Below are 24,413 nucleotides of genomic sequence, written 5' to 3' on the forward strand. Positions count from 1 at the left end.
TTAAACTCCCAACTTCCATGACAGTGTCCGCAGCAGGTCGGCAAAGACACCGGCCGCTGTGACATCATTTCCTGCACCGTATCCGCGCAGCACCAGCGGAATCGGTTGATAGTAGCGGCTGTAAAACGCCAGCGCATTCTCGCCGTTTTTCACCTTATAGAGTGGATCGTTGCCGTCAACGGCGTCGATCTTCACTTTGCAGATGCCGCCCTCTTCAATCACGCCAACATAGCGCAATACTTTGCCCTCATCCTGCGCCTGCGCAACCCGGGCGGCAAAAGCGTTATCCAGCTCAGGCAGACGCTGCATAAACTGCTCAATGTCCTGGATTTCGGTCAGGCTGGCGGGCAGCAGCGGCTCAATCTCAATGTCGCTCAGCTCCAGCTGATGACCCGCTTCACGGGCAAGGATCAGCAGCTTACGCGCCACATCGGTGCCGGAGAGGTCGTCACGCGGATCGGGCTCGGTAAAGCCCATCTCACGCGCCATCGTTGTCGCCTGCGACAGTGACATTCCGTCATCCAGTTGGCCGAAAATGTAGGACAGCGAGCCAGAGAGGATACCGGAGAAGCGCAGCAGCTCATCACCGGCGTTCATCAGATTCTGCAGGTTTTCGATCACCGGCAGTCCGGCTCCGACGTTGGTATCATAAAGGAATTTACGCCGCGATTTGGCAGCGGCGGCGCGCATCTGCTGATAGTAATTCCAGGAGGAGGTGTTGGCCTTTTTGTTTGGCGTCACCACATGGAAACCTTCGCTGAGAAAGTCAGCATACTGATCGGCGACCGCCTGGCTGGAAGTACAATCCACAATCACCGGATTGAGCAGGTGATACTCTTTAACCAGACGGGTAAGACGACCAAGATTGAACGGCTCTTTCGCTTCGCCTAATGCCGCCTGCCAGTTGCTTAAATCAATGCCGTGGACGTGGGTTAACAGCGCACGGGAGTTAGCGATGCCGCAGACGCGCAGGTCGATATGCTTTTTCTTCAGCCACGCCTGCTGGCGATGTAACTGATCCAGCAGCGCGCCGCCGACGCCGCCGACGCCGACCACAAACACTTCGATCACCTGATCGGTGGCGAACAGCATCTGATGCACCACGCGAACCCCGGTGATCACTTCATCATTGTTCACCACCACCGAGATTGAACGCTCGGAGGAGCCCTGAGCAATCGCCACGATATTGATATTGGCGCGCGCCAGCGCCGAGAAGAATTTGGCTGAAATGCCGCGCAGCGTGCGCATGCCATCGCCCACCACTGAAATCACCGCCAGGTTTTCAATGATATCCAGCGGATCCAGCAGGCCATCTTTCAGCTCCAGGTAGAACTCCTCCTCCAGCACCTGACGCGCCCGCGCCAGCTCGCTCTGCGGCACGCAGAAACTGATGCTGTATTCGGAAGAGGATTGGGTGATCAACACCACCGAGATGCCGGTGCGCGACATCGCCGCAAAGACTCTGGCCGCCATCCCGACCATCCCTTTCATGCCAGGACCGGAGACGTTGACCATCGCCATATTATTCAGGTTGGTGATGCCTTTTACCGGGTTCTCATCCTGTTCGCCTTCTGCTCCAATCAGGGTGCCGGGTGCCTGCGGATTGGCCGTGTTTTTGATCAGGCAGGGGATCTGAAACTGGGCAATGGGCGCGATGGTGCGGGGATGCAGTACTTTGGCGCCGAAATAGGAGAGCTCCATCGCCTCCTGATAGGACATCGACTTCAGCAGGCGCGCATCCGGCACCTGACGCGGATCGCAGGTATAGACGCCATCCACATCAGTCCAGATTTCACAGCAGTCGGCGCGCAGACAGGCGGCCAGCACAGCGGCTGAATAGTCAGAACCGTTACGGCCCAGTACGACCAGCTCGCCTCGCTCGTTACCAGCCGTGAAGCCTGCCATCAGGATCATGTTCTGCGGCGGAATCTGACTCGCTTCAATGCGACGGGTTGATTCGGCGATATCAACAGTGGATTCAAGGTAGTGGCCGACCGCCAGCAATTTCTCCACCGGATCGACCACGCTGACCTCATGGCCACGCGCCTGCAGCAGCGCTTCCATGATCGCAATCGAGAGTTTTTCACCGCGGCAGATAATCGCCGCGTTGACGCTGTCCGGGCACTGCCCCAGCAGGCTGATACCGTGCAGAACCTGCTTCAGCTGCGCAAACTCCAGGTCAACGCGGGTTTTCAGTCGATCGTACTCAAAGCCCGGCTGCGCGTCAGCCAGTCCCTGCAACAGCTCGCTGAAGATGCGTTCGGCGTCGCTGATATTCGGCAAAGCATCCTGACCACTGATGGTTTTTTCAATCATCGCCACCAGATGGTTAGTGATCTTTGCTGGCGCAGAGAGCACGGTTGCAACCTGTCCTTGTTGCGCATTACTTTCCAGAATGTCAGCGACGCGAAGAAACCGCTCCGCATTCGCTACCGAGGTCCCGCCGAATTTCAGCACTCGCATAATATAAACTCTCCTGAATTTAAGCCGAAAAAAAAGCCCGCACTGTTTAGGTGCGGGCTTATTTTCTGTTTTTCCTGTATGCGTCAGCCCGCACCGTTACCTGTGGTAATGGTGGTGGTAATAATTGTGGTGTTCAGGCTGATTTTACGCATTTAGATTTATTTTCTGTCTGTTTTTGTCTGTCCGTCTTGCTTCCAGAAGTAAAGCAAAGCGCACATTAAGTCAACCCGATTTGTCCGGCGGACAGATTTCCACCACTGCGCACAGCCACCGGTGAAAGCGTGAAACGCTGTTCGATCGGTTGCGATGCAGAAATTCCCTGCGATCTGTTGCTGTAAAATCAGCTTTTTGCCGAGGATTTATCTGTGAGTTTTTTTTCAATATCGTGCAGCAGACGATGCAGCATCGCACTGTCGCGCTGTTCCAGCAGCCCCACCCGCTGATCAATCCAGTCTGACAGCTTCTCATCATCACTGACCTCCAGTTGCGCCAGCAGCTGATGGAAACGCTGACGCAGCGCCTGCAACTGCTGCCCATCCGCCGCAGAGGCTTTTGATGCCTCAACCTGATTCAGCTTCGACAGCTGATAGCAGTAGACCATCACCGCCTGTCCGAGATTGAGTGAAGGATAGTCATTCGCCATCGGGATGCCGGTCAGCAGGTCTACCTGCTCCAGCTCCTCGTTGGTCAGCCCGCTATCTTCGCGGCCAAACACCAGCGCCATACTGTTTACCCACTGGCGTTTCTCCAGCAATTGCGTTTCAACCTGCTCCGGTGTGGCGTAATAACGAAACTTTGCCCGGCTGCGCGCGGTGGTCGCGACCGAAAAATCGATGTCCGCTAACGCGTCGGCCAGGGTTGCAAAGGTCTGAACGTTGTCGAGAATTTCGCCGGCACCATGTGCCACCCGGCGCGCTGCGGGATCCTGCCAGGCGTCACTGGCAACGATGCGCAGCTGACTGAATCCCATGGTTTTCATGGCACGCGCCGCAGCGCCGATATTTTCTGGCCGCGCGGGCGAGACGAGAATCAGGGGAAAAAGCATATTTATTCCATTGGTCCATTAACATAACGCCATATTAACATGGCTGTTAATGATTCAGTCGCCAGAAGGTAATAAGAAAATCGTGTGTTAACCATGTTAAAACTGGTTAAAAGTGATGGCCTGAATCTTTTTATCCCTGAAACGAGCTTTATTAAAGAAATCATTATTAAAGCATTTAACTTCAACGAGATAGAATGTGATTTCCGGCGGGTTTTATTTTGGCCCGACTGCGTAAAAAATGTAACGAAAATGATGCTTTTTGTGAGCTAAACAGGCAATCTGCGAGAAGTTTTTCACAAAAGTGTTAACGTGCTACAATTGCATTTGATATAAGTCAACGAAGCGTTGTTTTTATGCTTATCGGTTGTAGTTGGTGCTGTTAGGTTGCTGTTAATACAGTTAGGATATGCGCCATTATCATTAACGCCCGGGGCATGCAATTTTCATCCTGACTGGCTGAGCTAATACTGTTGTTGACGTTGATAGATGGCTTATCAAAATATGATTTCGTACAACGGTTCAGCGCGGCCCGCCGCTCTCGATGATGGAGAACGCCATACCGCTGTACGCCCTGTTTTCAATTTGTTGGCAAATTTTAGGTAGCTAAACATGCAGACCCCGCACATTCTTATCGTTGAAGACGAACTGGTCACGCGTAATACCCTCAAGAGTATTTTTGAGGCGGAAGGTTATGTGGTGTATGAGGCGACTGATGGTGCTGAAATGCATCAGGTGCTGACCGACAATGACGTTAACCTGGTCATCATGGACATCAACCTGCCCGGTAAAAACGGCCTGTTGCTGGCCCGTGAACTGCGTGAGCAGGCCAATGTCGCCCTGATGTTCCTGACCGGCCGTGACAACGAAGTCGATAAAATTCTTGGTCTGGAAATTGGCGCTGACGACTACATCACCAAACCGTTTAATCCGCGTGAGCTGACTATTCGTGCCCGCAACCTGCTGTCGCGCACCATGAATCTGGCCATGCCAGGCGAAGAGCGTCGTCAGGTAGAGAGCTACAAGTTCAACGGTTGGGAGCTGGATATCAACAGCCGCTCACTGATCAACCCGAACGGCGAGCACTACAAACTGCCACGCAGTGAGTTCCGCGCCATGCTGCACTTCTGCGAAAACCCGGGTAAAATTCAGACCCGTGCCGATCTGCTGAAAAAAATGACCGGCCGCGACCTCAAGCCACACGATCGCACTGTCGATGTCACCATCCGTCGTATTCGTAAGCATTTCGAATCAACGCCGGACACGCCAGAGATCATCGCCACCATTCATGGTGAAGGTTATCGCTTCTGCGGTGACCTGCAGGATTAAACCCCTGTCAGACGCGGCAAATAAAAAACGCCCCTGCGGGCGTTTTTTTTGTCCTTAGTGTGACGGCATGATCAGTGCCACGGCATAATCGGCACGGCGCTGATCGCATTTTTCGGTGAGCCATCAACCACTTTATCGGAATAGGTCAGATAGACCAGGGCGTTGCGCTTTTTGTCGAAGAAGCGTACAACCTGCAGCTTCTTGAAGATCAATGAGGTGCGCTGGCGGAATACCACTTCACCCTCTGCTTTGCCCTGCGCGATTTTATCACTCAGTTCGACCGGACCCACCTGCTGACAGGAAATCGCGGCATCAGAGGTATCTTCTGCCAGACCCAGTCCGCCTTTAATACCCCCGGTTTTCGCCCGGCTGATATAACAGGTTACATTTTTAACGTCCGGATCATCGAAAGCCTCAACGACAATCTTGTGGTCAGGCCCGAATATCTTGAATACCGTATCAACAGAGCCAATCTGTTCGGCAAACAGCGGGCTGGAAAAGGTCAGCGTGGTCAGCGCAGCGATCATAAGTCGGAATATTGTCATGGAGTTACCATTGCAAATGGAATAGATGAGAATGTAATGTACTGTTAATCGAGTTAATGACCAAACCAAAACGGGTTGAAGCCCGTACTGATTTAGCACAACCTTCCCCGGAAAACGGCCCACGTCTTTTGAGCAATGAGTGCTAATATTCTTCGAATGCGTTTAGCTGCACCACCAGAGTATGAGGATGTTTTATGGACCAAGCCGGTATCATTCGCGATTTGCTTGTCTGGCTGGAGAGCCATCTGGATCAACCCCTTTCACTGGACAATGTTGCCCAGAAAGCCGGTTACTCTAAATGGCATTTACAGAGGATGTTTAAAGACGTAACCGGACACGCAATAGGTGCCTATATTCGTGCGCGTCGTCTGTCTAAAGCCGCCGTGGCGCTGCGCCTGACCAGCCGCCCGATTCTGGACATCGCACTGCAGTATCGTTTTGATTCACAACAGACTTTTACTCGCGCATTCAAGAAGCAGTTTGCTCAGACACCGGCGTGGTATCGCCGCTCTTCAGACTGGAACTCATTCGGTATTCGTCCCCCTATTCGCCTGGATGATGAGACGCAGCCGGAACCGGCTTTCGTCACCTTACCGGAGACGGTGCTGGTAGGACAAACCCAGAACTACACCTGTATTCTGGAGCAGATTTCCAGCTACCGCGACGAAATGCGTATTCATTTCTGGAAGCAGTTCCTGCTGGAAACCGACACGGTGCCGCCGGTACTGTATGGCCTGCATCAGGTGCGCGCCAGCCAGGACAAAGATGATGAGCAGGAGATTCTCTACACCACGGCGGTGCCTGCTGACAGCGCGGTCAACCTGCACTCCGGGCAGAACGTGATTCTGGAAGCGGGCGACTACGTGCAGTTCACTTATACCGGCCCGCGCGTCAATCTGCAGGAGTTTATTCTGCTGCTCTATGGCACCTGCATGCCGACGCTGGGGCTGACCCGCCGTCAGGGACAGGACATCGAACGCTTTTACACCGATGGCGGTAAAAAACGCGCTGAGCCACCGACCGAGATCCGTTGCGAATATCTGATTCCCATTCGCCGCCAGACCGTAGCCAGCTGACGTTAAGGCTGCCGTCATCGCGACGGCAGCCTCAGGTAAATCAGCGTTGAAGCTCGTCGAGTGCAGGCGCATCCAGATGGGAAATATCCCCCGCCGTCTCGACAATCCAGCCTTCTGCCAGCCAGGCGCTCTGCTGATAATCAACACGTGAGAGTGAGCAATTGCGCAGACGCAGACGACGTTCCGCATAGGCGGGCAGACCGAGAATCGTGCTGACCAGCGCCCCCAGCGCCATACCGTGACTGACGAGCAGTGGACGGCTTCCGGCAGGAAGATCGAGACAGGCATTCAGCGCGGCGTGCATGCGCGTCGCCATCTCAGTCATCGACTCCCCTTCAGGAATACGGCCCCCTTCGGTGCCGTTGACCAGCGTGGCGCGCCACTGCTCTTCTTCCGCGGTTAAGCCATCCAGCGGACGCTTCTCCAGCACCCCCATATTCAGCTCACGCAACCGCGGATCAAGCGTGACTGAGCAACCGCAGGCATCCGCAATAATCTCCGCGGTGCGGCGCGTTCGCCCCAGATCGCTGGCAATAATGTGCGTAATGCCCAGATGTTTCACGCGCTCACCCACCTGCCAGGCTTGCTGCTCACCTTTTTCCGTCAGCGGACTGTCGGACTGACCCTGAATGCGACGCTCCGCATTCCATACCGTTTCACCGTGACGAACAAGATAGACCTGTAGCATGTTAGTTTCCGTTATACTGCGACAAAAATCGCTTTAGAGCTTACCCCATCAGGCGTCATTGTTGCAGTCAGTCTGCACACGGAGAGCGCGAAACAACCGGCGCGTACGGAAAGTACGTGAGGATTGTGAGCACTGCCCGGGTTCAGAATGACAAATCAAACAGCCCGATGGACCAGGCGCTTAATCACCTGAGGGTTCAACCAATTATGTACCATGTTGTCGCAGCCACCACCAATCCAGCGAAAATTCATGCGATTGCTCAGGCATTCAACGACGTTTTCGGCGAGGGATCCTGCCATATTGAAGGGGTCGAGGTCGATAGCGGCGTAGCAGCACAACCGTTAACCCATCTCGAAACGCGAACTGGCGCACGTCAGCGCGTGATGAATGCCCGGCAGGTCCGGCCAGAAGCGGCGTTCTGGGTAGCGATTGAGGCGGGCATTGAAGATGACAGCGCGTTTGCCTGGATGGTGGTAGAAAATCAGAAGCAGCGCGGCGAATCGCGCTCGGCCAGTTTCACCCTGCCGCCGGTGGTGCTGGCGGGTCTGCGTGAAGGGCGGGAGCTGGGCGACGAGATGGCGCGGTTAACCGGCATCGAAAATATTAAACACCAGGGTGGCGCTATCGGGGCGTTCACAAACGGCCTGCTCAGCCGCTCCAGTGTTTATCATCAGGCACTGATTCTGGCGCTCTGCCCGTTCATCCATCCGCTTTACCAGCAGTGATCAGGCGCGTCCCAGACGCGCCTCCAGCCAGCGTTTCAGCTCCGGCGGCGCCTCTTTCAGGCTGTTCGAGCCTCGTGTAATGGTCGCAATGCCAACGCCGAGCTCATTTTTCAGTTCGCGCTGGCTCATCTCGCCGTTCATTAACTCTTCGATAATCCGCAGACGGGTGCCGAACGCTTCCCGCTCGTCGGGCGTCATCATCAGTTGCATCAGTGGCAGCGCATGACCATCAGCAAAGGCCTGCTGCATCAGCACGACAAAGCGTTGCCAGCTATCTTGTGCCGGATGCGCATCGGTGGGGGAATCAGAATGGGTCATGAAGAGGCTTCCGTACTCGCTAAAGAGTACGGAAGCTTAGCACAGCTAGTAACGGCGATTCCACTCAGCATCTGACAGGATCTTGTCAGGCTTGCCCATGAAGTGACGATAGTAGGCGTCGTACGCCAGCACATTCTTCACATAGCCACGCGTTTCAGAGAACGGGATGGTCTCGATAAACGCGACGGCATCAAGATTGCCTGCACTGGTTTTCTGCCAGCTTCGCACCCGGCCCGGCCCGGCATTGTAGGCCGCCGAGGCGAAAATCCGGTTCTGATTGAACTGCTGATAGACATATTCCAGATACTGGGTGCCGATCTGAATATTGGTTTCCGGATCGAGCAGCTGGCTGGTGTTGCTGTAGCCAGGGATGTTGTACATCTTCACGGTATGCGCCGCCGTGGCAGGCATAATCTGCATCAGACCGCTGGCGCCGACCGGTGAACGCGCTTTCGGATTCCAGGCGCTCTCCTGACGCGAAATCGCCATCGCATAGCTCGGCGGGATCTGCTTCACCGCGGTGTTGCGCTCATAGACGCTCTGCCACGCCAGCGGGAAACGCTCTTTCAGGCTGTCCCACATTTTGGCCGTGATGGTCGCCTGCACGCTGAGATCCCACCAGTCCTGCTCATTGGCGTAGCGCGCCAGCATCTGCTGCTGCGTGTGTGTGCGGCTGCCGATCAGATTGCTCCACTCGCTGCGCGCCAGGTTATCCAGTCCCCAGTACATCAGCTCGCGAACGCGGGCCAGCTCCGGTCCCTGCACCGTGGCACTGTCAGGCTTCGGCGCTTCATCCACCTGCAACGGGTAGTCAACGCCCAGCCGCTGCGCGGCCACCATTGGATAGAAGCCACGCGCCTGCATCAGTTTGCGCAGGATCTCTTCCGCTTCCTCTTTGCGATCTTTCTCAAACAGCAGATCGGCCTGCCAGTACTGCCACTCATCTTTCTCCTTGGCTTCCAGCGGCAGACGGGCGATCCAGGTATTGAGGCCGCGTCGGTCATGCTGAGAGAGTGCCAGTCGTACCCGGCGTTCTACCAGCGCGGTAGACTCGCTGTTCATCACCACCGCATCGCGCCAGCGTGCCTGCTCAGAGGTGAGATCGCTGCCCATCATGCGCCAGACCACAATCTCCTTCAGCGCCTGCTCATCCTCCGGCCCCATCTTCTGCGCCCGGACCAGGATCGGAATCAGGCTGCGGGCATTTTCCATGTCCTGCCGCGCCACACGCGTAAAGGCGTAAATCGTCGCCTGGCGGGTAAAGTCGGTTGGTCCGACGGCGCTGGCGAAGGTGCTGACCGTTAACGGATCCTGCTGCAGGGCCTGTATCGCGTCAGACATGGTCTGATAGTCAGTTGGCAACGTTTTCGCCAGATAGCTCACCAGGCTGTCGTTGCCTGCTTTCATCGCCAGCCGGATACGCTCCAGGATCGTAATTGGCGAAATCTGACCGGACGCCTGCCAGACCGAAAAGAGCTTATCGCAGTCCGCGGGCAGCGCCGTGCCACGCAGCCAGATCTGCTTCGCGCCGTCAAACGCGGCCTGCTGCTGACCGGTGGCCCATTTGGCGTAATACCAGTTACAGCGTGCCTGCACCGGCTTAGGTTCGGTCGGACTGAAGTTCAGCACACCCTGCCAGTCCTGTCGGTAAGCCAGCACATTAATAAAGCGGGTGCTGAGCGAACGCGCGGGTGGCAACGTAGGATACTGGCGAATAAAGTTCTGTACCGCCAGGGTGGTCTCCTGATCGAGATCCTGTGCCAGCAGGCGATATTGCAGATAAGGATAGAGCGGATAATCCTGTAGCGTGGGCAATAGCTGATCCACGGTGGCCATCTGATTGCTGTCCCAGGCCTGTTTAATTTGTTGATAACGTTGCCGTTGTTGATCAAGCGAATCGGCCCATGCGCTGCTGGCCGTGCCGGCCATGCAGATCCCTATTATCCAGTTACGCCACTTCACCACGTAAATCTCCTCTGTTGCTGGGGCCGGCGAGTTGCCAGACAGTCTTCATGCTAACCAGGCCACCGGACTCTTGCCATGTTCTTCACAAAATTTACGCACACGAAAGGTAAACGCACCGTCATCGCTCAGCGTGCGCGCCGTAATTGTGCAAATTATCATCAGAAAATCTTATCACTGCACGCATTAAACTGTTGAATCATTGCGTTAAAAAGTGGCACAGCCTTTGCTCTGTTGAATTCCATCTTGTATACCAGCTGGAATTCTTCGTATGACTTCAACCTTTGGCCTGACGCTTCACGCCTGGCAGCAGCGCTATCAGCAGGCGCCGCAACAGATTACCTCACTGCTGAACGCCCACCTGGCGGCTCTCGACACACACGATAATGCCTGGATCTATCTGGCGACACCGGAGCAGTTAGCGGCTCAGATTGAGCCACTGCTGGCGCACTATCAGCGCGATCCCGGATCGCTGCCGCTGTTTGGTGTTCCCTTCGCCGTCAAAGACAACATTGATGTGGCGGGCTGGCCGACCAGCGCCGCCTGCCCCGCCTTTACCTATACCGCCAGCGAAGACGCGGTAGCGGTCGCCCGGCTGAAAGCCGCCGGCGCGATAGTCATCGGCAAAACCAACCTCGATCAGTTCGCTACCGGCCTGGTGGGCACCCGCTCCCCGTTTGGCGCGGTCAGTAACACCTTTGATGCCGATTACGTCAGTGGCGGCTCCAGCTCCGGCTCCGCGTCGGTGCTGGCGCGCGGGCTGGTCGCCTTTTCACTGGGCACCGATACTGCGGGATCGGGCCGCGTTCCGGCGGGCTTTAACAATATTGTCGGACTGAAGCCGACCAAGGGCTGGTTCTCTGCACGCGGCGTGGTGCCCGCCTGCCGCCTCAACGACACGATTTCCGTGTTTGCGTTGACGGCAGAAGATGCCTTTAGCGTCGCCAGCGTCATGGGTGGCTATGATGCCGGTGACGCCTATTCGCGCATTAATCCGCGCACCGCCCCGGCCAGCCTGCCCGTCCATCCCCATTTTGCGGTACCTTTGAACCCGGAGTTTTTTGATGATGCCGCCGCCGAAGCCGCCTGGGACCAGGCGCTGGAGGCATTGCAGGCGGGTGGCGTGACGCTGCACCCTATCGACTTCACCCCGTTCCGGAAGCTGGCTGAACAGCTCTACTACGGTGCCTGGGTCGCCGAACGCACGGCGGCGGTGGGCGGGATGCTCGATCGCCCGGCGGAGATGGATCCGGTGGTACACGAGATTATCGCCAGTGGCCTGAAATACAGCGCAGTCGATGCCTATAAGGCGGAGTATCTGCGGGCCGAACTGACGCGTCAGATTCAGCAGACGCTGGCACAGTTTGACGCGCTGGTGGTGCCGACCTCGCCCACGATTCATACCCTGGAGGAGATGAAGCAGGAGCCGATTCACTTCAACTCGCAGTTCGGCACCTATACCAACTTTACCAACCTTGCCGACCTCGCCGCGCTGGCGCTGCCCGCACCGTTTCGCAATGACGATCTCCCGGCAGGCATCACGCTGATTGCGCCCGCCTGGCACGATCGGGCGCTGGCTGAGTTTGGCATTCGCTGGCAGCAGCAGCTTGCTCTGCCGCTGGGCGCGACCGGCCAGCCCTGCCCTGCCTGGCGCACCAGCCTGCCCGCCTCCGCCGACCATGTCCGGCTGGCGGTAGTGGGCGCGCATCTCACCGGAATGCCGCTTAATTTCCAGCTCACCGATCGCCATGCCGTCTGGGTGGAAGAGACGAAAACCGCGCCACACTATCGCCTGTTTGCCCTGCTGGAGGGCGCGATCAAAAAACCCGGCCTGATGCGTGACGAACAGGGCGCCGCTATCACCGTAGAGCTGTGGGATATCCCGCTGGCGCGCTTTGGTGAGTTTGTAGCGGAGATTCCCGCACCGCTGGGCATCGGCAGCCTGACGCTGGCGGATGGGCGGGTGGTGAAAGGCTTTATCTGCGAAGGCGCGGCGCTGAACAACGCGCTGGAGATTACTGAGACGGGCGGCTGGCGCAACTGGCTGGCATCACAGGGGAGTCACTGATCATGTTCACCACCGTACTGATTGCCAACCGCGGCGAAATCGCCTGCCGCGCCATTCGGACGCTGAAGCGCCTGGGCGTCAAAAGTGTCGCGGTCTATTCAGATGCTGACCGCAACGCGCAGCACGTTAAGCAGGCGGATATCGCTATCGCGCTGGGCGGCGATAAAGCCAGCGACAGCTATCTGCGCATCGACAAAATTCTGGCGGCGGCTCAGCAGAGCGGCGCCCAGGCTATCTGGCCGGGCTACGGTTTTCTTTCAGAAAGCCAGCCGTTTGCCGAAGCCTGTGAAGCGGCAGGGATCGCCTTTGTCGGCCCCACCGCGCAGCAGATTGGTGAGTTCGGCCTTAAGCACCGTGCCCGTGAGCTGGCAGCCAGTGCGGGTGTACCAATGACGCCCGGCACACCGCTGCTTGCGTCGCTGGAGGAGGCAATACAGGCGGCCGATAAGATCGGCTATCCGGTGATGCTGAAAAGCACGGCGGGCGGCGGCGGCATTGGCCTGACGCGCTGCGCCGACGCCGGTGCGCTCGCCAGCGCCTGGGAGAGCGTACGCCGTCTTGGCGAGCAATTCTTCAGTGATGCGGGCGTGTTTCTGGAGCGCTGCATCGATCGCGCCCGCCACGTAGAAGTGCAGATTTTTGGTGACGGTAACGGCACTGTGGTCGCGCTGGGTGAACGCGACTGCTCACTGCAGCGCCGCAATCAAAAGGTGGTGGAAGAGACGCCCGCGCCCGGCCTGTCTCTGGCGACGCGTGACGCCCTGCTCGCCTCGGCGGTGCGGCTCGGCGACCGGGTTAACTACCGCAGCGCAGGCACCGTGGAGTATATCTACGACGTCGACCAGCAGGCCTTTTACTTTCTGGAAGTGAACACCCGCCTGCAGGTGGAGCATCCGGTCACTGAGTGCGTCACCGGACTCGATCTGGTGGAGTGCATGTTGCAGGTGGCGGCGGGCGATGCGGTTGACTGGTCACGTCTGCAGCAGGCGCCGCAGGGCGCCGCCATTGAAGTGCGGCTCTATGCGGAAGATCCACTCAAGAACTTTCAGCCCAGCCCCGGCCTGCTAACCGGCGTAACTTTCCCTGACGGCGTGCGGGTCGACAGCGGCATCGAAACCGGCAGCGAGGTCTCCAGCTTCTACGATCCGATGATCGCCAAACTGATCGTGCATGCCGACACCCGCGATGCGGCGCTGGAAAAACTTCGCCATGCGCTGGATGCCACTCAGCTGCACGGCATCGCCACCAACCTCGACTATCTGCGCCAGATTACCGCCAGCGACGCGTTTCGCAGCGGCAACGTCTGGACGCGCTACCTCGACAGCGTGGTGCCTGCCTCCTCCGTGGTGGAAGTGCTGCAACCCGGTACCTTCAGTTCGGTTCAGGACTATCCTGGCCGCCTCGGCTACTGGGATATCGGCGTGCCGCCTTCTGGCCCGATGGATGACTTCGCTTTCCGGCTGGCTAACCGCATCGTCGGTAATCATGACGCGGCGGCGGGGCTGGAATTTACCCTGCAGGGGCCGACGCTGCGTTTCCACTGTGATGCCATCGTGGCGCTGACCGGTGCTGACTGCGACGCCACGCTGGAGGGCGAACCGGTCAGCACCTGGCAGCCGCTGGCGGTGAAAGCGGGAGAGACTCTGGCGCTGGGACGCGCCCGGACGGGCTGCCGCAGCTATCTGGCCGTGCGTAACGGCTTCGACGTGCCGGAGTATCTGGGCAGCCGCAGCACCTTTTCGCTGGGCCAGTTTGGCGGTCACGCCGGACGCACCCTGCGGGTTGCCGATATGCTGGCGATCTCCCAGCCTGAGCGGGCAGCCTGCACCACGCCTGCCCCGGTCAGCGATCCGCAGCCGCTCGATGCGGCGCTGATTCCGCACTACGGCAGCGAGTGGCGCATCGGCGTGCTCTACGGCCCGCACGGCGCACCGGATTTCTTCACCCAGGCCGCCATCGATGCGTTCTTTGCCAGTGACTGGCAGGTGCACTACAACTCCAACCGCCTCGGCGTGCGGCTGGTCGGCCCGAAACCGACCTGGACCCGCGCCAACGGCGGCGAAGCGGGCCTGCATCCCTCCAACGTTCACGACTGTGAATATGCCATTGGTGCGGTCAATTTCACCGGCGACTTCCCGGTGATCCTGACGCACGACGGCCCAAGCCTCGGCGGCTTTGTCTGTCCGGTGACCATCGCCAAAGCCGAGCTGTGGAAAGTAGGCCAGGTTAAACCTGGCGACACCATCCGCTTCCACCCCATCACCGCAGACGATGCGCTGGCGCGGGAAAAAGCGCAGATGCATCTGATTGAGACATTGCGGCCTGAGCATCCGCCCACGTTTGCCGTGCCGTCACTGGCCGAAACCGCCCACGGCTCCGCCACGATTCTGGCCGCTCTGGAGGCCACGACCAGCACGCCGAAAGTGGTCTATCGCCAGGCGGGCGACAAATATGTGCTGATTGAGTATGGCGACAATGTGCTGGATCTGGCGCTGCGTCTGCGTGTCCATCTGCTGATGAATGCGCTGACGGCGCAGGCGGAGCCCGGCGTAGAGGAGCTGTCGCCTGGCGTGCGTTCGCTGCAGGTGCGCTACGACAGCCGCATCATTAACCAGTCCCGGCTGATGTCACTGCTGCTGGCGCTGGAAGCGACGCTGGGCGACGTCAGCACGCTGAAAGTACCCTCCCGCGTGGTGTGGATGCCGATGGCATTTGAAGACAGCGCCACGCTGGGCGCCGTCAGCCGCTATCAGGAGACGGTGCGCGCCAGCGCCCCCTGGCTGCCCAACAACGTGGACTTTATCCAGCGGATTAACGGCTTAAGCAGCCGCGATGAGGTGCGCGACACCCTGTTCAACGCCAGCTATCTGGTGCTGGGGCTGGGCGACGTCTACCTTGGCGCGCCCTGTGCCGTTCCGATCGATCCGCGCCATCGCCTGCTGAGTTCCAAATACAGTCCGGCGCGCACCTTCACCGCCGAAGGCACCGTAGGGATCGGCGGCATGTACATGTGCATCTACGGCATGGATTCGCCCGGCGGCTATCAGCTGGTGGGCCGCACGCTGCCCATCTGGAATACCTTCCTGAAAAACCCGCAGTTCGCTACCGATGCGCCGTGGCTGCTGCGCTTCTTCGATCAGGTGCGCTTCTATCCGGTGAGTGAAACCGAACTGACCCAGCTGCGCGAAGATTTCCGCGAAGGCCGTGCCAGCCTGCGTATTGAAGAGACGCAGTTTGATTTTGCCGCCCACCAGCAGTTCCTTGCCGACCACGCCGCTGATATTGCAGCGTTCCGCCAGCGCCAGGCCGCCGCCTTTGAACAGGAAGTGCAGCTATGGGCGCAGGAGGAGCAGAACGCGCCGCCGGAGGAGGATGAAACGCGCGCCAGCGCCAGCGAAGAGGAGGAGAACGGGCTGGCGGTGCAGGCAGATCTCAATGGCAACATCTGGAAAGTGCTGGTGCAGCCGGGCGACGAGGTCAGCGCCGGGCAGACGCTGATTATCGTAGAGGCGATGAAGATGGAGCTGGCGATTGTCGCCCCGCAGGCCGGTCGTGTGACGCGGATTGCCTGCCAGGCGGGCCGTCCGGTCAGTCCTGGCGATAACCTGCTGTGGCTGGAATAAGGAGCGGTAATGACAACGCAACCCCACTCCCCTAAAGCCCGCCCGGAAGCGCTGGCGGAACGGGTTTATCAGGCGCTGAAGGACGATATCTTCGCCTTTCGCCTGATGCCCGGCGATCGCTTCAGCGAAAGCGAAATCGCCGGACGGATGGCGGTCAGCCGCACCCCGGTCCGTCAGGCGCTGTTCCGGCTGGAACGCGAAGGCTTTGTCGACGTCTGGTTTCGCAGCGGCTGGCAGATTAAGAACTTCGATTTCGCCTGGTTCGAATCGCTGTATGACCTGCGCACCGTGCTGGAGTGCGAGGCGGTCAAACGCCTCTGCGCCCTGCCCGCGCCGCAGTGTGCCGCGCTGTTAAACGAACTGAACCAGTTCTGGTGCGAGGCGGAGGCGCTTACAGAGGGCCTGGTAGTGTCGCAGCATGACGAAGCGTTTCACATGACGCTGGTGGCGGCAGCGGGTAACCCGGAGATGGCACGCATTCACGCCGAACTCACCGAGAAGATCCGCATTATCCGCCGGCTCGACTTCACTCGTGACGATCGCATCTGTGCCACTTATCAGGAACATGCACAGATTTTACAGGCGATTTTTCAGCAGCAGACCGCCGGGGCGCAACGCATCCTGACCGATCACATCGCCGTGAGTAAGGCGGAGGTCAGAAAGATCACGCTGCACCGCCTTCAGCAGGCCCGGCTCCAGCTCACCGAATAACACAACAACTACTCAGGGGTTTCAGATGATGAAAAGACGTTCTTTGATCAAGGCTTTCGCCCTCTCCGCCACCGTTGTCAGCATGGGGTTCGCCTGGAGTGCGCAGGCGGCTGACACCATCAAAGTGGGGATCATGCATTCGCTCTCCGGCACCATGGCGATTTCGGAAACGCCGCTGAAAGATGTGGCGCTGATGACCATTGATGAGATCAACGCCAAAGGAGGCGTGCTGGGGAAAAAGCTGGAGCCGGTGGTAGTCGATCCCGCCTCTAACTGGCCGCTGTTTGCCGAGAAGGCGCGGCAGCTGCTGACTCAGGATAAGGCGGCGGTGGTGTTTGGCTGCTGGACCTCGGTGTCGCGCAAATCGGTGCTGCCGGTGTTTGAAGAGCTGAACGGCCTGCTGTTCTATCCGGTGCAGTATGAAGGGGAAGAGATGTCACCCAACGTCTTCTACACCGGCGCTGCGCCTAACCAGCAGGCGATTCCGGCCGTGGAGTATCTGATGAGCGAAGATGGCGGCAGCGCGAAACGCTTCTTCCTGCTTGGCACCGACTATGTCTATCCGCGTACTACCAACAAGATCCTGCGCGCCTTCCTGCACAGCAAAGGCGTGGCGGATAAAGATATCGAAGAGGTCTACACGCCGTTTGGTTACAGCGACTACCAGACCATTGTCTCCAACATCAAAAAGTTTGCGGCTGGCGGCAAAACGGCGGTGGTGTCGACCATCAACGGCGACTCCAACGTGCCGTTCTACAAAGAGCTGGCGAACCAGGGGATTAAAGCCACTGACATTCCGGTGGTCGCCTTCTCGGTGGGCGAAGAGGAGCTGCGCGGCATCGACACCAAACCGCTGGTGGGTCAATTAGCCGCCTGGAACTATTTCGAGTCTATCGATAATCCGACCAACGCGAAGTTTGTCGCCGACTACCGCGCATATGCCAAAGCACATAACCTGCCGAACGCCGCCACCGTCGTCACCAACGACCCGATGGAAGCGACATATGTTGGCATTCATATGTGGGCGCAGGCGGTGGAAAAAGCGGGCACCACGGATGTGGACAAAGTGCGGGCGGCGATGGCCGGTCAGACCTTTAAAGCGCCGGATGGCTTTACCCTGACCATGGATCAGACCAACCATCATCTGCATAAACCGGTCATGATTGGTGAAGTGGAAGAGAACGGCCAGTTCAGCGTGGTGTGGCAGACCGATCAGCCGGTACGCGCGCAGCCGTGGAGCCCGTACATTGCCGGTAACGACAAAAAACCCGATCACCCGATGAAGACCGCGCAGTAATCGCGGGTTGCTGATAGATACGCAGCGTCAACCGCTGTGAAGCGGCAGCACGGCCCCCCGCCGTGCTGCCCTCCCCTGACGAGGCTCCTTTTATGAATCTATGTCGCTGCTTTTTCAGCCTGCTGCTGCTGATGCCGCTGTTGGCCAGTGCCGGACCGGCGGCTGACTTTGCCGCCGCCAGCCGCAGTCAGCAGGCCACGCTGCTGCAACAGTGGGCCGCCGCACCGGATAGTCCTCGCCTGCCGCTGCTGGAAGCGCTGCATGCCGAAACGGTGGTCATCGACCAGAATAAACAGCCGTTCAGCCAGCAGGGAGCCACGCTGCAGCCGCTGGATGCGGTGGCGCAGCCCACGGGAAACCTGAAAAAGCTGTTTATGAACAATCGCCTGCGCGTGCTGGTTAACAATGCGCTGGCCGCCCACCAGCTTGTCAGCACTGATACGACCCTGCGTCTGCGCGCAGCGCAGCAGCTGCAAAGTGAGGGCGTTGCCGACCAGCTGCCGCTGCTGGAGCAGCGTTTTGCCGCCGAGCAGGACAGCCGGGTCCATGCCGCACTGGCGCTGGCGCTGGCGAACCTGCAACTGGCAGATGGCGAGCCGATGGTGCGCCTGCGGGCGGTGAAACTGCTGGGTGAGTCCAGCGATCCCAATACGCAGGCCAGCCTGCAACGCCTGACCCAGCCCGCGAATGAGCCGGACGCCACGGTACGGGCCGCCGCGGCGGAAAGTCTGCAACAGATTCAGAAACGGCTGATGTGGGGCGATCTGCTGGGGCAGGCCTTCAGCGGCCTGTCGCTGGGTTCCATCCTGCTGCTGGCCGCGCTGGGTCTGGCGATCACCTATGGCCTGCTCGGGGTGATCAACATGGCGCACGGTGAAATGCTGATGCTCGGTGCTTACGCCACCTGGTGGGTACAGAGCCTGTTTCAGCAGTTTGCGCCGCACTATTTAGCCTGGTATCCGCTGCTGGCGCTGCCGGTTGCCTTTCTGGTTACCGCCGCCATCGGCATGGCGCTGGAACGCACGGTGATCCGCCATCTCTATGGCCGTCCGCTGGAGACGCTGCTCGCCACCTGGGGAATCAGCCTGATGCTTATCCAGCTGGTGCGGGTGCTGTTCGGGGCGCAAAACCTGGAGGTGGCGAATCCGGCGTGGCTTTCGGGTGGCTTGCAGTTGCTGCCCAATCTGGTGCTGCCGTGGAACCGCATCGCGGTGATCCTGTTTGTGGTGTTTGTGCTGGCGCTCACCTGGCTGCTGCTGAACCGGACCCGCCTTGGCATGAACGTGCGCGCCGTGACCCAGAACCGCGCCATGGCGGATTGCTGCGGCGTGCCGACCGGCCGCGTCGATATGCTGGCGTTTGGACTCGGCTCGGGCATAGCCGGGCTGGGTGGCGTGGCGCTGTCGCAGCTCGGTAACGTCGGGCCGGAGCTGGGCCAGGGCTACATTATCGACTCGTTCCTGGTGGTGGTGCTGGGTGGCGTCGGTCAGCTGGCGGGCACCGTGGTTGCCGCGTTCAGTCTGGGCATTCTCAACAAAGTGCTGGAGCCGCAGATTGGCGCCGTGCTGGGCAAGATCCTGATTCTGGTGATTATCGTGCTGTTTATTCAGAAACGTCCGCAGGGGCTGTTTGCGGTAAAAGGAAGGGTGACTGACTGATGACGCAACCCATCACGCTTCGCGTGGCGCGCACCGCGCCGCGCCTGACCATCAGCATTGGCCTGGCAATTACCGTAGCGCTCCTGGTGATGCCGTTTCTGGCCCTGCTGCCTGCTACGCATCCGCTGGCGATCTCCACCTATACCCTGACGCTGGTCGGCAAAATCCTCTGCTACGCGGTGGTCGCGGTGGCGCTGGATCTGGTGTGGGGCTACGCCGGACTGCTGTCGCTGGGCCACGGCCTCTTTTTCGCCCTGGGTGGATATGCCATGGGCATGTATCTGATGCGCCAGGCCGCAGGCGAGGGTTTACCCGCCTTTATGTCCTTTCTCTCCTGGCGGGAACTGCCCTGGTTCTGGACCGGCACCGACTATTTCGTCTGGGCGCTCTGCCTGAGCATGCTGGTGCCGGGCCTGCTGGCGCTGATTTTTGGCTTCTTCGCCTTTCGCTCGAAGATTAAAGGCGTCTACTTCTCCATCATGACCCAGGCGCTGACCTACGCCGGGATGCTGCTGTTCTTCCGTAACGAAACCGGTTTTGGCGGCAACAATGGCTTTACCGGCTTTACCACCCTGCTCGGCTTTTCGGTGACGGCAACCCCCACCCGTATCGGGCTGTTTATCGCCACGGTGCTGCTGCTGCTGCTGAGCCTGGCGATCGGCTTCGCCCTGGCGCGCAGCAAATTTGGCCGGGTGCTGACTGCGGTTCGGGATGCGGAGAACCGCCTGATGTTCTGTGGTTACGACCCGCGCGGTTTCAAGCTGTTTGTCTGGACGCTCTCCGCCGTGCTGTGCGGCCTGGCCGGGGCGCTCTATGTGCCGCAGGTCGGCATTATCAATCCGGGTGAGATGTCACCGGCCAACTCGATTGAAGCGGCGATCTGGGTGGCGCTGGGCGGACGCGGCACGCTGATAGGCCCGCTGCTGGGCGCGGCAATTGTGAACGGCGCACGCAGCTTCTTCACCGTCGCCTTCCCCGAATACTGGCTCTTTTTCCTGGGGCTGATGTTTATCCTGGTCACGCTGTTTCTGCCGCACGGCGTGATTGGCCTGCTGCGCCGGAGGAAAAAATGAGTGATGCCCTGTTTACCCAAACTCAACTGGCGGATCGCCATCGGGTGCAGCGCGATCCGGTGCTGCAACTGGAGAAGATCAGCGTGTCGTTTGAAGGCTTCCGGGCGCTGACCGATCTTTCGCTGCAGATCGGCGTCGGGGAACTGCGCTGCGTGATCGGCCCCAACGGCGCGGGCAAAACCACGCTGATGGATGTGATCACCGGCAAAACCCGGCCCGATGCCGGCCGGGTGATCTACGACCAGGACAGCGATCTGACCCGTCTCTCACCGGTGGAGATCGCTCGCGCCGGGATCGGCCGCAAGTTCCAGAAGCCCACGGTGTTTGAGGCGTTAACCGTGTTCGAAAATCTGGAGATCGCGCTTAAAGCCGATAAATCGGTCTGGGCCAGCCTGCGCGCCCGCCTCAGCGGTGAACAGCGTGATCGCATTGATGAGGTGCTGAAACTGCTGCGGCTGGGCGGCGAACGCCAGCGTCGCGCGGGCCTGCTGTCGCATGGCCAGAAGCAGTTTCTGGAGATCGGCATGCTGCTGGTGCAGGAGCCGCATCTGCTGCTGCTGGATGAACCGGCCGCGGGCATGACCGATGCCGAAACGGACTACACCGCCGAGCTGTTCCGCAGACTGGCGGGCAAGCATTCGCTGATGGTGGTGGAGCATGACATGGGCTTTGTCGAAACCATTGCCGACCACGTGACGGTGCTGCATCAGGGTCAGGTGCTGGCCGAGGGTTCGCTGCGCGACGTGCAGGCCAACGAGCAGGTTATCGACGTTTATCTGGGGCGCTGAAATGTTACAGGTTACTGAACTGAATCAATATTATGGCGGCAGTCATATTCTGCGCGGCCTGTCGTTTGAGGTAAAGATTGGCGAAATCACCTGTCTGCTGGGGCGCAATGGTGTGGGGAAGACCACGCTGCTGAAATGCCTGATGGGGCTGATCCCGGCGAAGTCGGGCGAGATTCACTGGCAGCAGCAGCGCATGAATGGCCGCAAGCCGCACCAGCGGGTGCAGGCTGGCATCGCCTGGGTGCCCCAGGGGCGGGAAATCTTTCCGCGTCTGACGGTGGAAGAGAATCTGCTGATGGGCCTGTCACGCTTTCCGGCTGCGCAGGCGCGTGAAGTGCCGGAGGAGATCTACCAGCTCTTTCCGGTGCTGCTGGCGATGAAGTCACGCCGGGGCGGCGACCTCTCTGGCGGTCAGCAGCAGCAGCTGGCGATTGGCCGGGCGCTGGCCTGTCGGCCCCAGCTGTTGATCCTTGATGAGCCGACCGAAGGGATCCAGCCTTCGGTGATCAAAGAGATCGGCGCGGTAATCCGCCAGCTGGCACAGCGGGGAGATATGGCGATCCTGCTGGTGGAGCAGTTTTATGACTTCGCGGCGGAGCTGGCGGACAGCTATCTGGTGATGTCGCGCGGAGAAATTGTGCAGCGTGGCCGCGGCGACACCATGGAAGCAGAGGGTGTGCGCGGCCTGGTGGCAATTTAAACCCGGCTCAGAGTAAGCCGGTCTCGACAGAAAAGTGGCGCTGTTCACCGTGCGCCAGGATGATCAGCGTGCCAGCCTGCTGCGCGGCAAGAAAGCCCTCTGGCCGGCAGGTGGCGGGCAGAATATAGGCCGCCACCTGCTGATCGTGGTTGTGCAGCAGCCAGCGAGTGGCGTGCGGGAACTGTGCGGTAGAGAAGCGCGTCATCAGCGCATAGCCCTGCGGCGAATGCAGCTCAAACTGCACCTCATCGCCATACTGCGGCAGATCGTCCGCGAAGAAGACGATCTCCGGATCGCAAAGTTGCGGCTGATCGAGCTGCTGTAACGCCTGCGGATCGCGCGCCAGCCGATCGGTGTAATCCCCCCAGGCGGGCGTCGGTCGCAGATGCGCCGGGATCGAGCGACGCAGCTGGAATGCCTGTTCGGGGATCGACTGCCGGAAGCGGCCCTGATCGATCCACGCGCTGTTAAGGTGACACATATACTGCAGCGGCATCGGCGCGCCAGCCAGATTAGTGACGGTCATTTCAATCGTCAGCCGGGGCTGATCGGCCGGAATGCGGACAGCGGGTGCGGCCAGGTAGTGATGGCCGAAGCCTTTGACATATTCACACTCCCCTTCCAGCGACAGCGTCTGATCCTCCAGCACCAGCCAGGCGCTGTCCATGCGGGCGCAGGCCATCTCACCGTGCAGCGGATGATCGTCCTCTGGTGCGGGACAGCCGTTGGCCAGCAGTCCCGAATGAAACGCAAAACAGCCATAGGTGTCGATGATCGAATTTGCGGGCAGCGGCTGCTTAAAACTGTGGCCCATGGTCAGGTTATGATCGTCGAACTCTGCGTCCCAGATCATCTGCCCGAGAAACGGCAGCACGGTCACGCTGCCGCGTAGGTTATGAATGCGCACCGCCTCAATGCCCGCCGGATAGCGAAACAGCTCAACCCGGAAATTATCGCTTTCTAAAAGCACCCAGGGTGTGGTGTGAAACTGTTCACGCGCTAAGGGTAAACGGGTTTTCATGGTAACTCCTCCGCCAGACGACCGGTCGCAACCGGCTGTTTTTTATGGCGCAGTTCGCCATAGAAGTAGAATCCGACCCAGGCGAAACAGAGCAGCGAGACGCCAAATGCCAGCTGCATAGAACCCAGTGAGTCCGAAACCAGGCCCTGCAGCGCCGGGACAAAGGCCGCACCGACAATCGCCATCACGATAAACGCGCCCGCGACTTCGGTGTATTTGTTATCGACCGTCGCCAGCGTTCCCGCGTAGATCGTCGCCCAGCAGGGACCAAACAGCACGCTGACAAAGACGGCAGCGTAGACGGCGGTAAAGTTCGGCACCAGCATCACATAAGCCAGCGTCAGCACGCCCAGCACCGAATAGGCAATCAGCACCTTCTCTGCGCGGAAACGGGTCATCAGGAAGTTCGCCACGAACTTGCCGATAAAGAAGCAGATGAAGCTGTAGATCATAAAGTTCGAGGCGTGACGTTCATTAGTCGCCCCCAGCGTCAGCGCCAGACGAATGGTAAACGACCAGACGGCCACCTGCATGCCGACATAGAGGAACTGGGTCACAATTCCGCGTTTAAAGTGTCGGTTGCCAGCCAGATAGCGGAAAGTCTCGCCCAGCGAGGGGCGCGACATCTCGCTGCTTTCGGGTTTACAGCGCGGATAGCGGGTGAACATAAACAGCAGCATCACCACCACCAGCACCATCACCAGATATTTGTAGGGCTCCAGCGTGTGTTCCAGCATCGTCAGGCGGAACGCATGCGCCTGCTCTGCCGTCATGGTCGCCATCTGACTCTCCAGGCTGTCGCCATCCTGGAACACCAGATATTTACCCAGCACGATCCCCATCAGCGCACCTATCGGATAGAAGGTCTGGCTGACGTTGAGGCGCAGCGTGGCGTGATCACGATGGCCAATCATCGAGCTGAAGGTGTTGGCGGCGGTTTCCAGGAAACTCAGGCCGATGGCGATGGCAAATATCGCCGCCAGGAACATGGTGTAAGTCGCCATGTGCGAGGCGGGATAGAAGGCGATACAGCCGGCAATGTAGAGCGCCAGGCCGATCATGATCGCCATCTTGTAACTGGTCTTGCGGATCACCAGCGACGCGGGGATCGCAATCAGAAAATAGCCGCCATAAAAGGCACTCTGCACCAGCGCACTGGCAAAGTCGCTCAGGGCAAATACGCTTTTAAACTGGGTGATCAGGATATCGTTAAGACTCGCCGCACAGCCCCAGAGCGGAAAGAGGCACGACAGCAGAATGAACTGGAACAGCGGCGTTTTATTCAGATAGCCATCAGATTGCTGAACAATTTTCTGTTGCATGGCA

The 24,413-nt window shown here is 59.0% G+C and carries 20 protein-coding genes and 1 other annotated feature; of the genes, 11 read left to right on the forward strand and 9 right to left on the reverse strand.

Translation table 11 applies throughout. The features are described from left to right. The 3 genes from thrA to AFL22_RS07520 form a co-directional block, all read right to left on the reverse strand. A complete protein-coding gene (thrA, locus tag AFL22_RS07515; RefSeq protein ID WP_033770943.1) occupies window positions 1–2,463 on the reverse strand; it encodes a bifunctional aspartate kinase/homoserine dehydrogenase I in 2,463 nt (820 codons plus the stop codon). Window positions 2,464–2,489: 26 nt separating this feature from the next. Then, window positions 2,490–2,608 (reverse strand) — a sequence feature (Thr leader region). Next, on the reverse strand, window positions 2,547–2,615 hold the full coding sequence (gene thrL, locus AFL22_RS23245) for a thr operon leader peptide (RefSeq protein WP_071591720.1): 69 nt from the start codon (window positions 2,613–2,615) through the stop codon (window positions 2,547–2,549). (Overlaps the previous feature by 62 nt.) A gap of 188 nt (window positions 2,616–2,803) precedes the next feature. Further along, on the reverse strand, window positions 2,804–3,508 hold the full coding sequence (locus AFL22_RS07520; protein ID WP_033780562.1) for a tRNA/rRNA methyltransferase: 705 nt from the start codon (window positions 3,506–3,508) through the stop codon (window positions 2,804–2,806). 609 nt (window positions 3,509–4,117) lie between these two features. Between AFL22_RS07520 and arcA the strand changes: the two genes are divergently transcribed. Next, entirely contained in the window at window positions 4,118–4,834 is a 717-nt protein-coding gene (arcA, locus tag AFL22_RS07525) for a two-component system response regulator ArcA (protein WP_010253677.1), read from the forward strand. Between the two features lie 71 nt (window positions 4,835–4,905). On the opposite strand, the gene creA is transcribed toward arcA, so the two are convergent. After that, the gene (creA, locus tag AFL22_RS07530; RefSeq protein WP_010253671.1) at window positions 4,906–5,379 is read right to left on the reverse strand and encodes a protein CreA; all 474 of its coding nucleotides are present in this window, start codon (window positions 5,377–5,379) and stop codon (window positions 4,906–4,908) included. Between the two features lie 194 nt (window positions 5,380–5,573). Here creA and robA point away from each other — a divergent pair, with 194 nt between their 5' ends. Then, window positions 5,574–6,455: an MDR efflux pump AcrAB transcriptional activator RobA gene (robA, locus tag AFL22_RS07535; RefSeq protein ID WP_033756504.1), complete on the forward strand. Its 882-nt coding sequence runs from the start codon at window positions 5,574–5,576 to the stop codon at window positions 6,453–6,455. 40 nt (window positions 6,456–6,495) lie between these two features. Here the strand turns inward: robA and gpmB are convergent, their stop codons facing one another. Continuing rightward, entirely contained in the window at window positions 6,496–7,143 is a 648-nt protein-coding gene (gene gpmB / locus AFL22_RS07540) for a 2,3-diphosphoglycerate-dependent phosphoglycerate mutase GpmB (protein ID WP_010253664.1), read from the reverse strand. 206 nt (window positions 7,144–7,349) lie between these two features. Here gpmB and yjjX point away from each other — a divergent pair, with 206 nt between their 5' ends. Next, window positions 7,350–7,868, forward strand: a complete 519-nt coding sequence (gene yjjX, locus AFL22_RS07545) for an inosine/xanthosine triphosphatase (RefSeq protein ID WP_010671697.1) — start codon at window positions 7,350–7,352, stop codon at window positions 7,866–7,868. On the opposite strand, the gene trpR is transcribed toward yjjX, so the two are convergent. Together trpR and sltY are read right to left on the reverse strand one after the other, a co-directional pair. Then, on the reverse strand, window positions 7,869–8,186 hold the full coding sequence (trpR, locus tag AFL22_RS07550; RefSeq protein ID WP_010671698.1) for a trp operon repressor: 318 nt from the start codon (window positions 8,184–8,186) through the stop codon (window positions 7,869–7,871). It abuts the gene before it with no gap. Between the two features lie 45 nt (window positions 8,187–8,231). Beyond that, the gene (gene sltY / locus AFL22_RS07555) at window positions 8,232–10,151 is read right to left on the reverse strand and encodes a murein transglycosylase (RefSeq protein WP_033756501.1); all 1,920 of its coding nucleotides are present in this window, start codon (window positions 10,149–10,151) and stop codon (window positions 8,232–8,234) included. Between the two features lie 268 nt (window positions 10,152–10,419). On the opposite strand from sltY, the gene atzF reads away from it, so the two are divergent. From atzF to urtE, 8 genes are all read left to right on the forward strand, one after another. Continuing rightward, the gene (gene atzF, locus AFL22_RS07560; RefSeq protein WP_052271124.1) at window positions 10,420–12,216 is read left to right on the forward strand and encodes an allophanate hydrolase; all 1,797 of its coding nucleotides are present in this window, start codon (window positions 10,420–10,422) and stop codon (window positions 12,214–12,216) included. A gap of 2 nt (window positions 12,217–12,218) precedes the next feature. Beyond that, window positions 12,219–15,839, forward strand: a complete 3,621-nt coding sequence (gene uca / locus AFL22_RS07565) for an urea carboxylase (RefSeq protein ID WP_052271125.1) — start codon at window positions 12,219–12,221, stop codon at window positions 15,837–15,839. A 9-nt stretch (window positions 15,840–15,848) separates the two neighbouring features. Further along, window positions 15,849–16,550, forward strand: coding sequence for a GntR family transcriptional regulator (locus tag AFL22_RS07570; protein WP_010253646.1), 702 nt, complete (start codon window positions 15,849–15,851; stop codon window positions 16,548–16,550). 28 nt (window positions 16,551–16,578) lie between these two features. Next, the gene (gene urtA, locus AFL22_RS07575) at window positions 16,579–17,847 is read left to right on the forward strand and encodes an urea ABC transporter substrate-binding protein (protein ID WP_052271213.1); all 1,269 of its coding nucleotides are present in this window, start codon (window positions 16,579–16,581) and stop codon (window positions 17,845–17,847) included. Between the two features lie 92 nt (window positions 17,848–17,939). After that, window positions 17,940–19,505, forward strand: a complete 1,566-nt coding sequence (gene urtB, locus AFL22_RS07580; RefSeq protein ID WP_052271126.1) for an urea ABC transporter permease subunit UrtB — start codon at window positions 17,940–17,942, stop codon at window positions 19,503–19,505. Then, window positions 19,505–20,578, forward strand: a complete 1,074-nt coding sequence (gene urtC / locus AFL22_RS07585; RefSeq protein ID WP_033769609.1) for an urea ABC transporter permease subunit UrtC — start codon at window positions 19,505–19,507, stop codon at window positions 20,576–20,578. The genes urtB and urtC overlap by 1 nt, the downstream gene beginning before the upstream one ends. Then, window positions 20,575–21,366, forward strand: coding sequence for an urea ABC transporter ATP-binding protein UrtD (urtD, locus tag AFL22_RS07590; RefSeq protein ID WP_052271127.1), 792 nt, complete (start codon window positions 20,575–20,577; stop codon window positions 21,364–21,366). The genes urtC and urtD overlap by 4 nt, the downstream gene beginning before the upstream one ends. 1 nt (window position 21,367) lies before the next feature. Then, window positions 21,368–22,066: an urea ABC transporter ATP-binding subunit UrtE gene (urtE, locus tag AFL22_RS07595; RefSeq protein ID WP_010253632.1), complete on the forward strand. Its 699-nt coding sequence runs from the start codon at window positions 21,368–21,370 to the stop codon at window positions 22,064–22,066. Window positions 22,067–22,073: 7 nt separating this feature from the next. Here the strand turns inward: urtE and AFL22_RS07600 are convergent, their stop codons facing one another. Continuing rightward, window positions 22,074–23,087 (reverse strand): aldose 1-epimerase family protein, encoded by a 1,014-nt coding sequence (locus tag AFL22_RS07600; protein ID WP_052271128.1) that lies wholly within the window; start codon window positions 23,085–23,087, stop codon window positions 22,074–22,076. Beyond that, window positions 23,084–24,409: an L-fucose:H+ symporter permease gene (gene fucP, locus AFL22_RS07605; RefSeq protein WP_052271129.1), complete on the reverse strand. Its 1,326-nt coding sequence runs from the start codon at window positions 24,407–24,409 to the stop codon at window positions 23,084–23,086. The genes AFL22_RS07600 and fucP overlap by 4 nt, the downstream gene beginning before the upstream one ends. Between the last annotated feature and the right edge of the window lie 4 nt (window positions 24,410–24,413).

This window comes from Pantoea sp. CFSAN033090, assembly GCF_001264395.1.
GTDB lineage: Bacteria > Pseudomonadota > Gammaproteobacteria > Enterobacterales > Enterobacteriaceae > Pantoea > Pantoea agglomerans.

What these genes read in the sequence shown, in the direction of transcription:
- thrA (WP_033770943.1), bottom strand. Translation starts at nt 2,463, where the DNA reads ATGCGAGTGCTGAAATTCGGCGGGACCTCGGTAGCGAATGCGGAGCGG.
- AFL22_RS07520 (WP_033780562.1), bottom strand. Translation starts at nt 3,508, where the DNA reads ATGCTTTTTCCCCTGATTCTCGTCTCGCCCGCGCGGCCAGAAAATATC.
- arcA (WP_010253677.1), top strand. Translation starts at nt 4,118, where the DNA reads ATGCAGACCCCGCACATTCTTATCGTTGAAGACGAACTGGTCACGCGT.
- creA (WP_010253671.1), bottom strand. Translation starts at nt 5,379, where the DNA reads ATGACAATATTCCGACTTATGATCGCTGCGCTGACCACGCTGACCTTT.
- robA (WP_033756504.1), top strand. Translation starts at nt 5,574, where the DNA reads ATGGACCAAGCCGGTATCATTCGCGATTTGCTTGTCTGGCTGGAGAGC.
- gpmB (WP_010253664.1), bottom strand. Translation starts at nt 7,143, where the DNA reads ATGCTACAGGTCTATCTTGTTCGTCACGGTGAAACGGTATGGAATGCG.
- yjjX (WP_010671697.1), top strand. Translation starts at nt 7,350, where the DNA reads ATGTACCATGTTGTCGCAGCCACCACCAATCCAGCGAAAATTCATGCG.
- trpR (WP_010671698.1), bottom strand. Translation starts at nt 8,186, where the DNA reads ATGACCCATTCTGATTCCCCCACCGATGCGCATCCGGCACAAGATAGC.
- atzF (WP_052271124.1), top strand. Translation starts at nt 10,420, where the DNA reads ATGACTTCAACCTTTGGCCTGACGCTTCACGCCTGGCAGCAGCGCTAT.
- uca (WP_052271125.1), top strand. Translation starts at nt 12,219, where the DNA reads ATGTTCACCACCGTACTGATTGCCAACCGCGGCGAAATCGCCTGCCGC.
- AFL22_RS07570 (WP_010253646.1), top strand. Translation starts at nt 15,849, where the DNA reads ATGACAACGCAACCCCACTCCCCTAAAGCCCGCCCGGAAGCGCTGGCG.
- urtA (WP_052271213.1), top strand. Translation starts at nt 16,579, where the DNA reads ATGAAAAGACGTTCTTTGATCAAGGCTTTCGCCCTCTCCGCCACCGTT.
- urtB (WP_052271126.1), top strand. Translation starts at nt 17,940, where the DNA reads ATGAATCTATGTCGCTGCTTTTTCAGCCTGCTGCTGCTGATGCCGCTG.
- urtC (WP_033769609.1), top strand. Translation starts at nt 19,505, where the DNA reads ATGACGCAACCCATCACGCTTCGCGTGGCGCGCACCGCGCCGCGCCTG.
- urtD (WP_052271127.1), top strand. Translation starts at nt 20,575, where the DNA reads ATGAGTGATGCCCTGTTTACCCAAACTCAACTGGCGGATCGCCATCGG.
- urtE (WP_010253632.1), top strand. Translation starts at nt 21,368, where the DNA reads ATGTTACAGGTTACTGAACTGAATCAATATTATGGCGGCAGTCATATT.
- AFL22_RS07600 (WP_052271128.1), bottom strand. Translation starts at nt 23,087, where the DNA reads ATGAAAACCCGTTTACCCTTAGCGCGTGAACAGTTTCACACCACACCC.
- fucP (WP_052271129.1), bottom strand. Translation starts at nt 24,409, where the DNA reads ATGCAACAGAAAATTGTTCAGCAATCTGATGGCTATCTGAATAAAACG.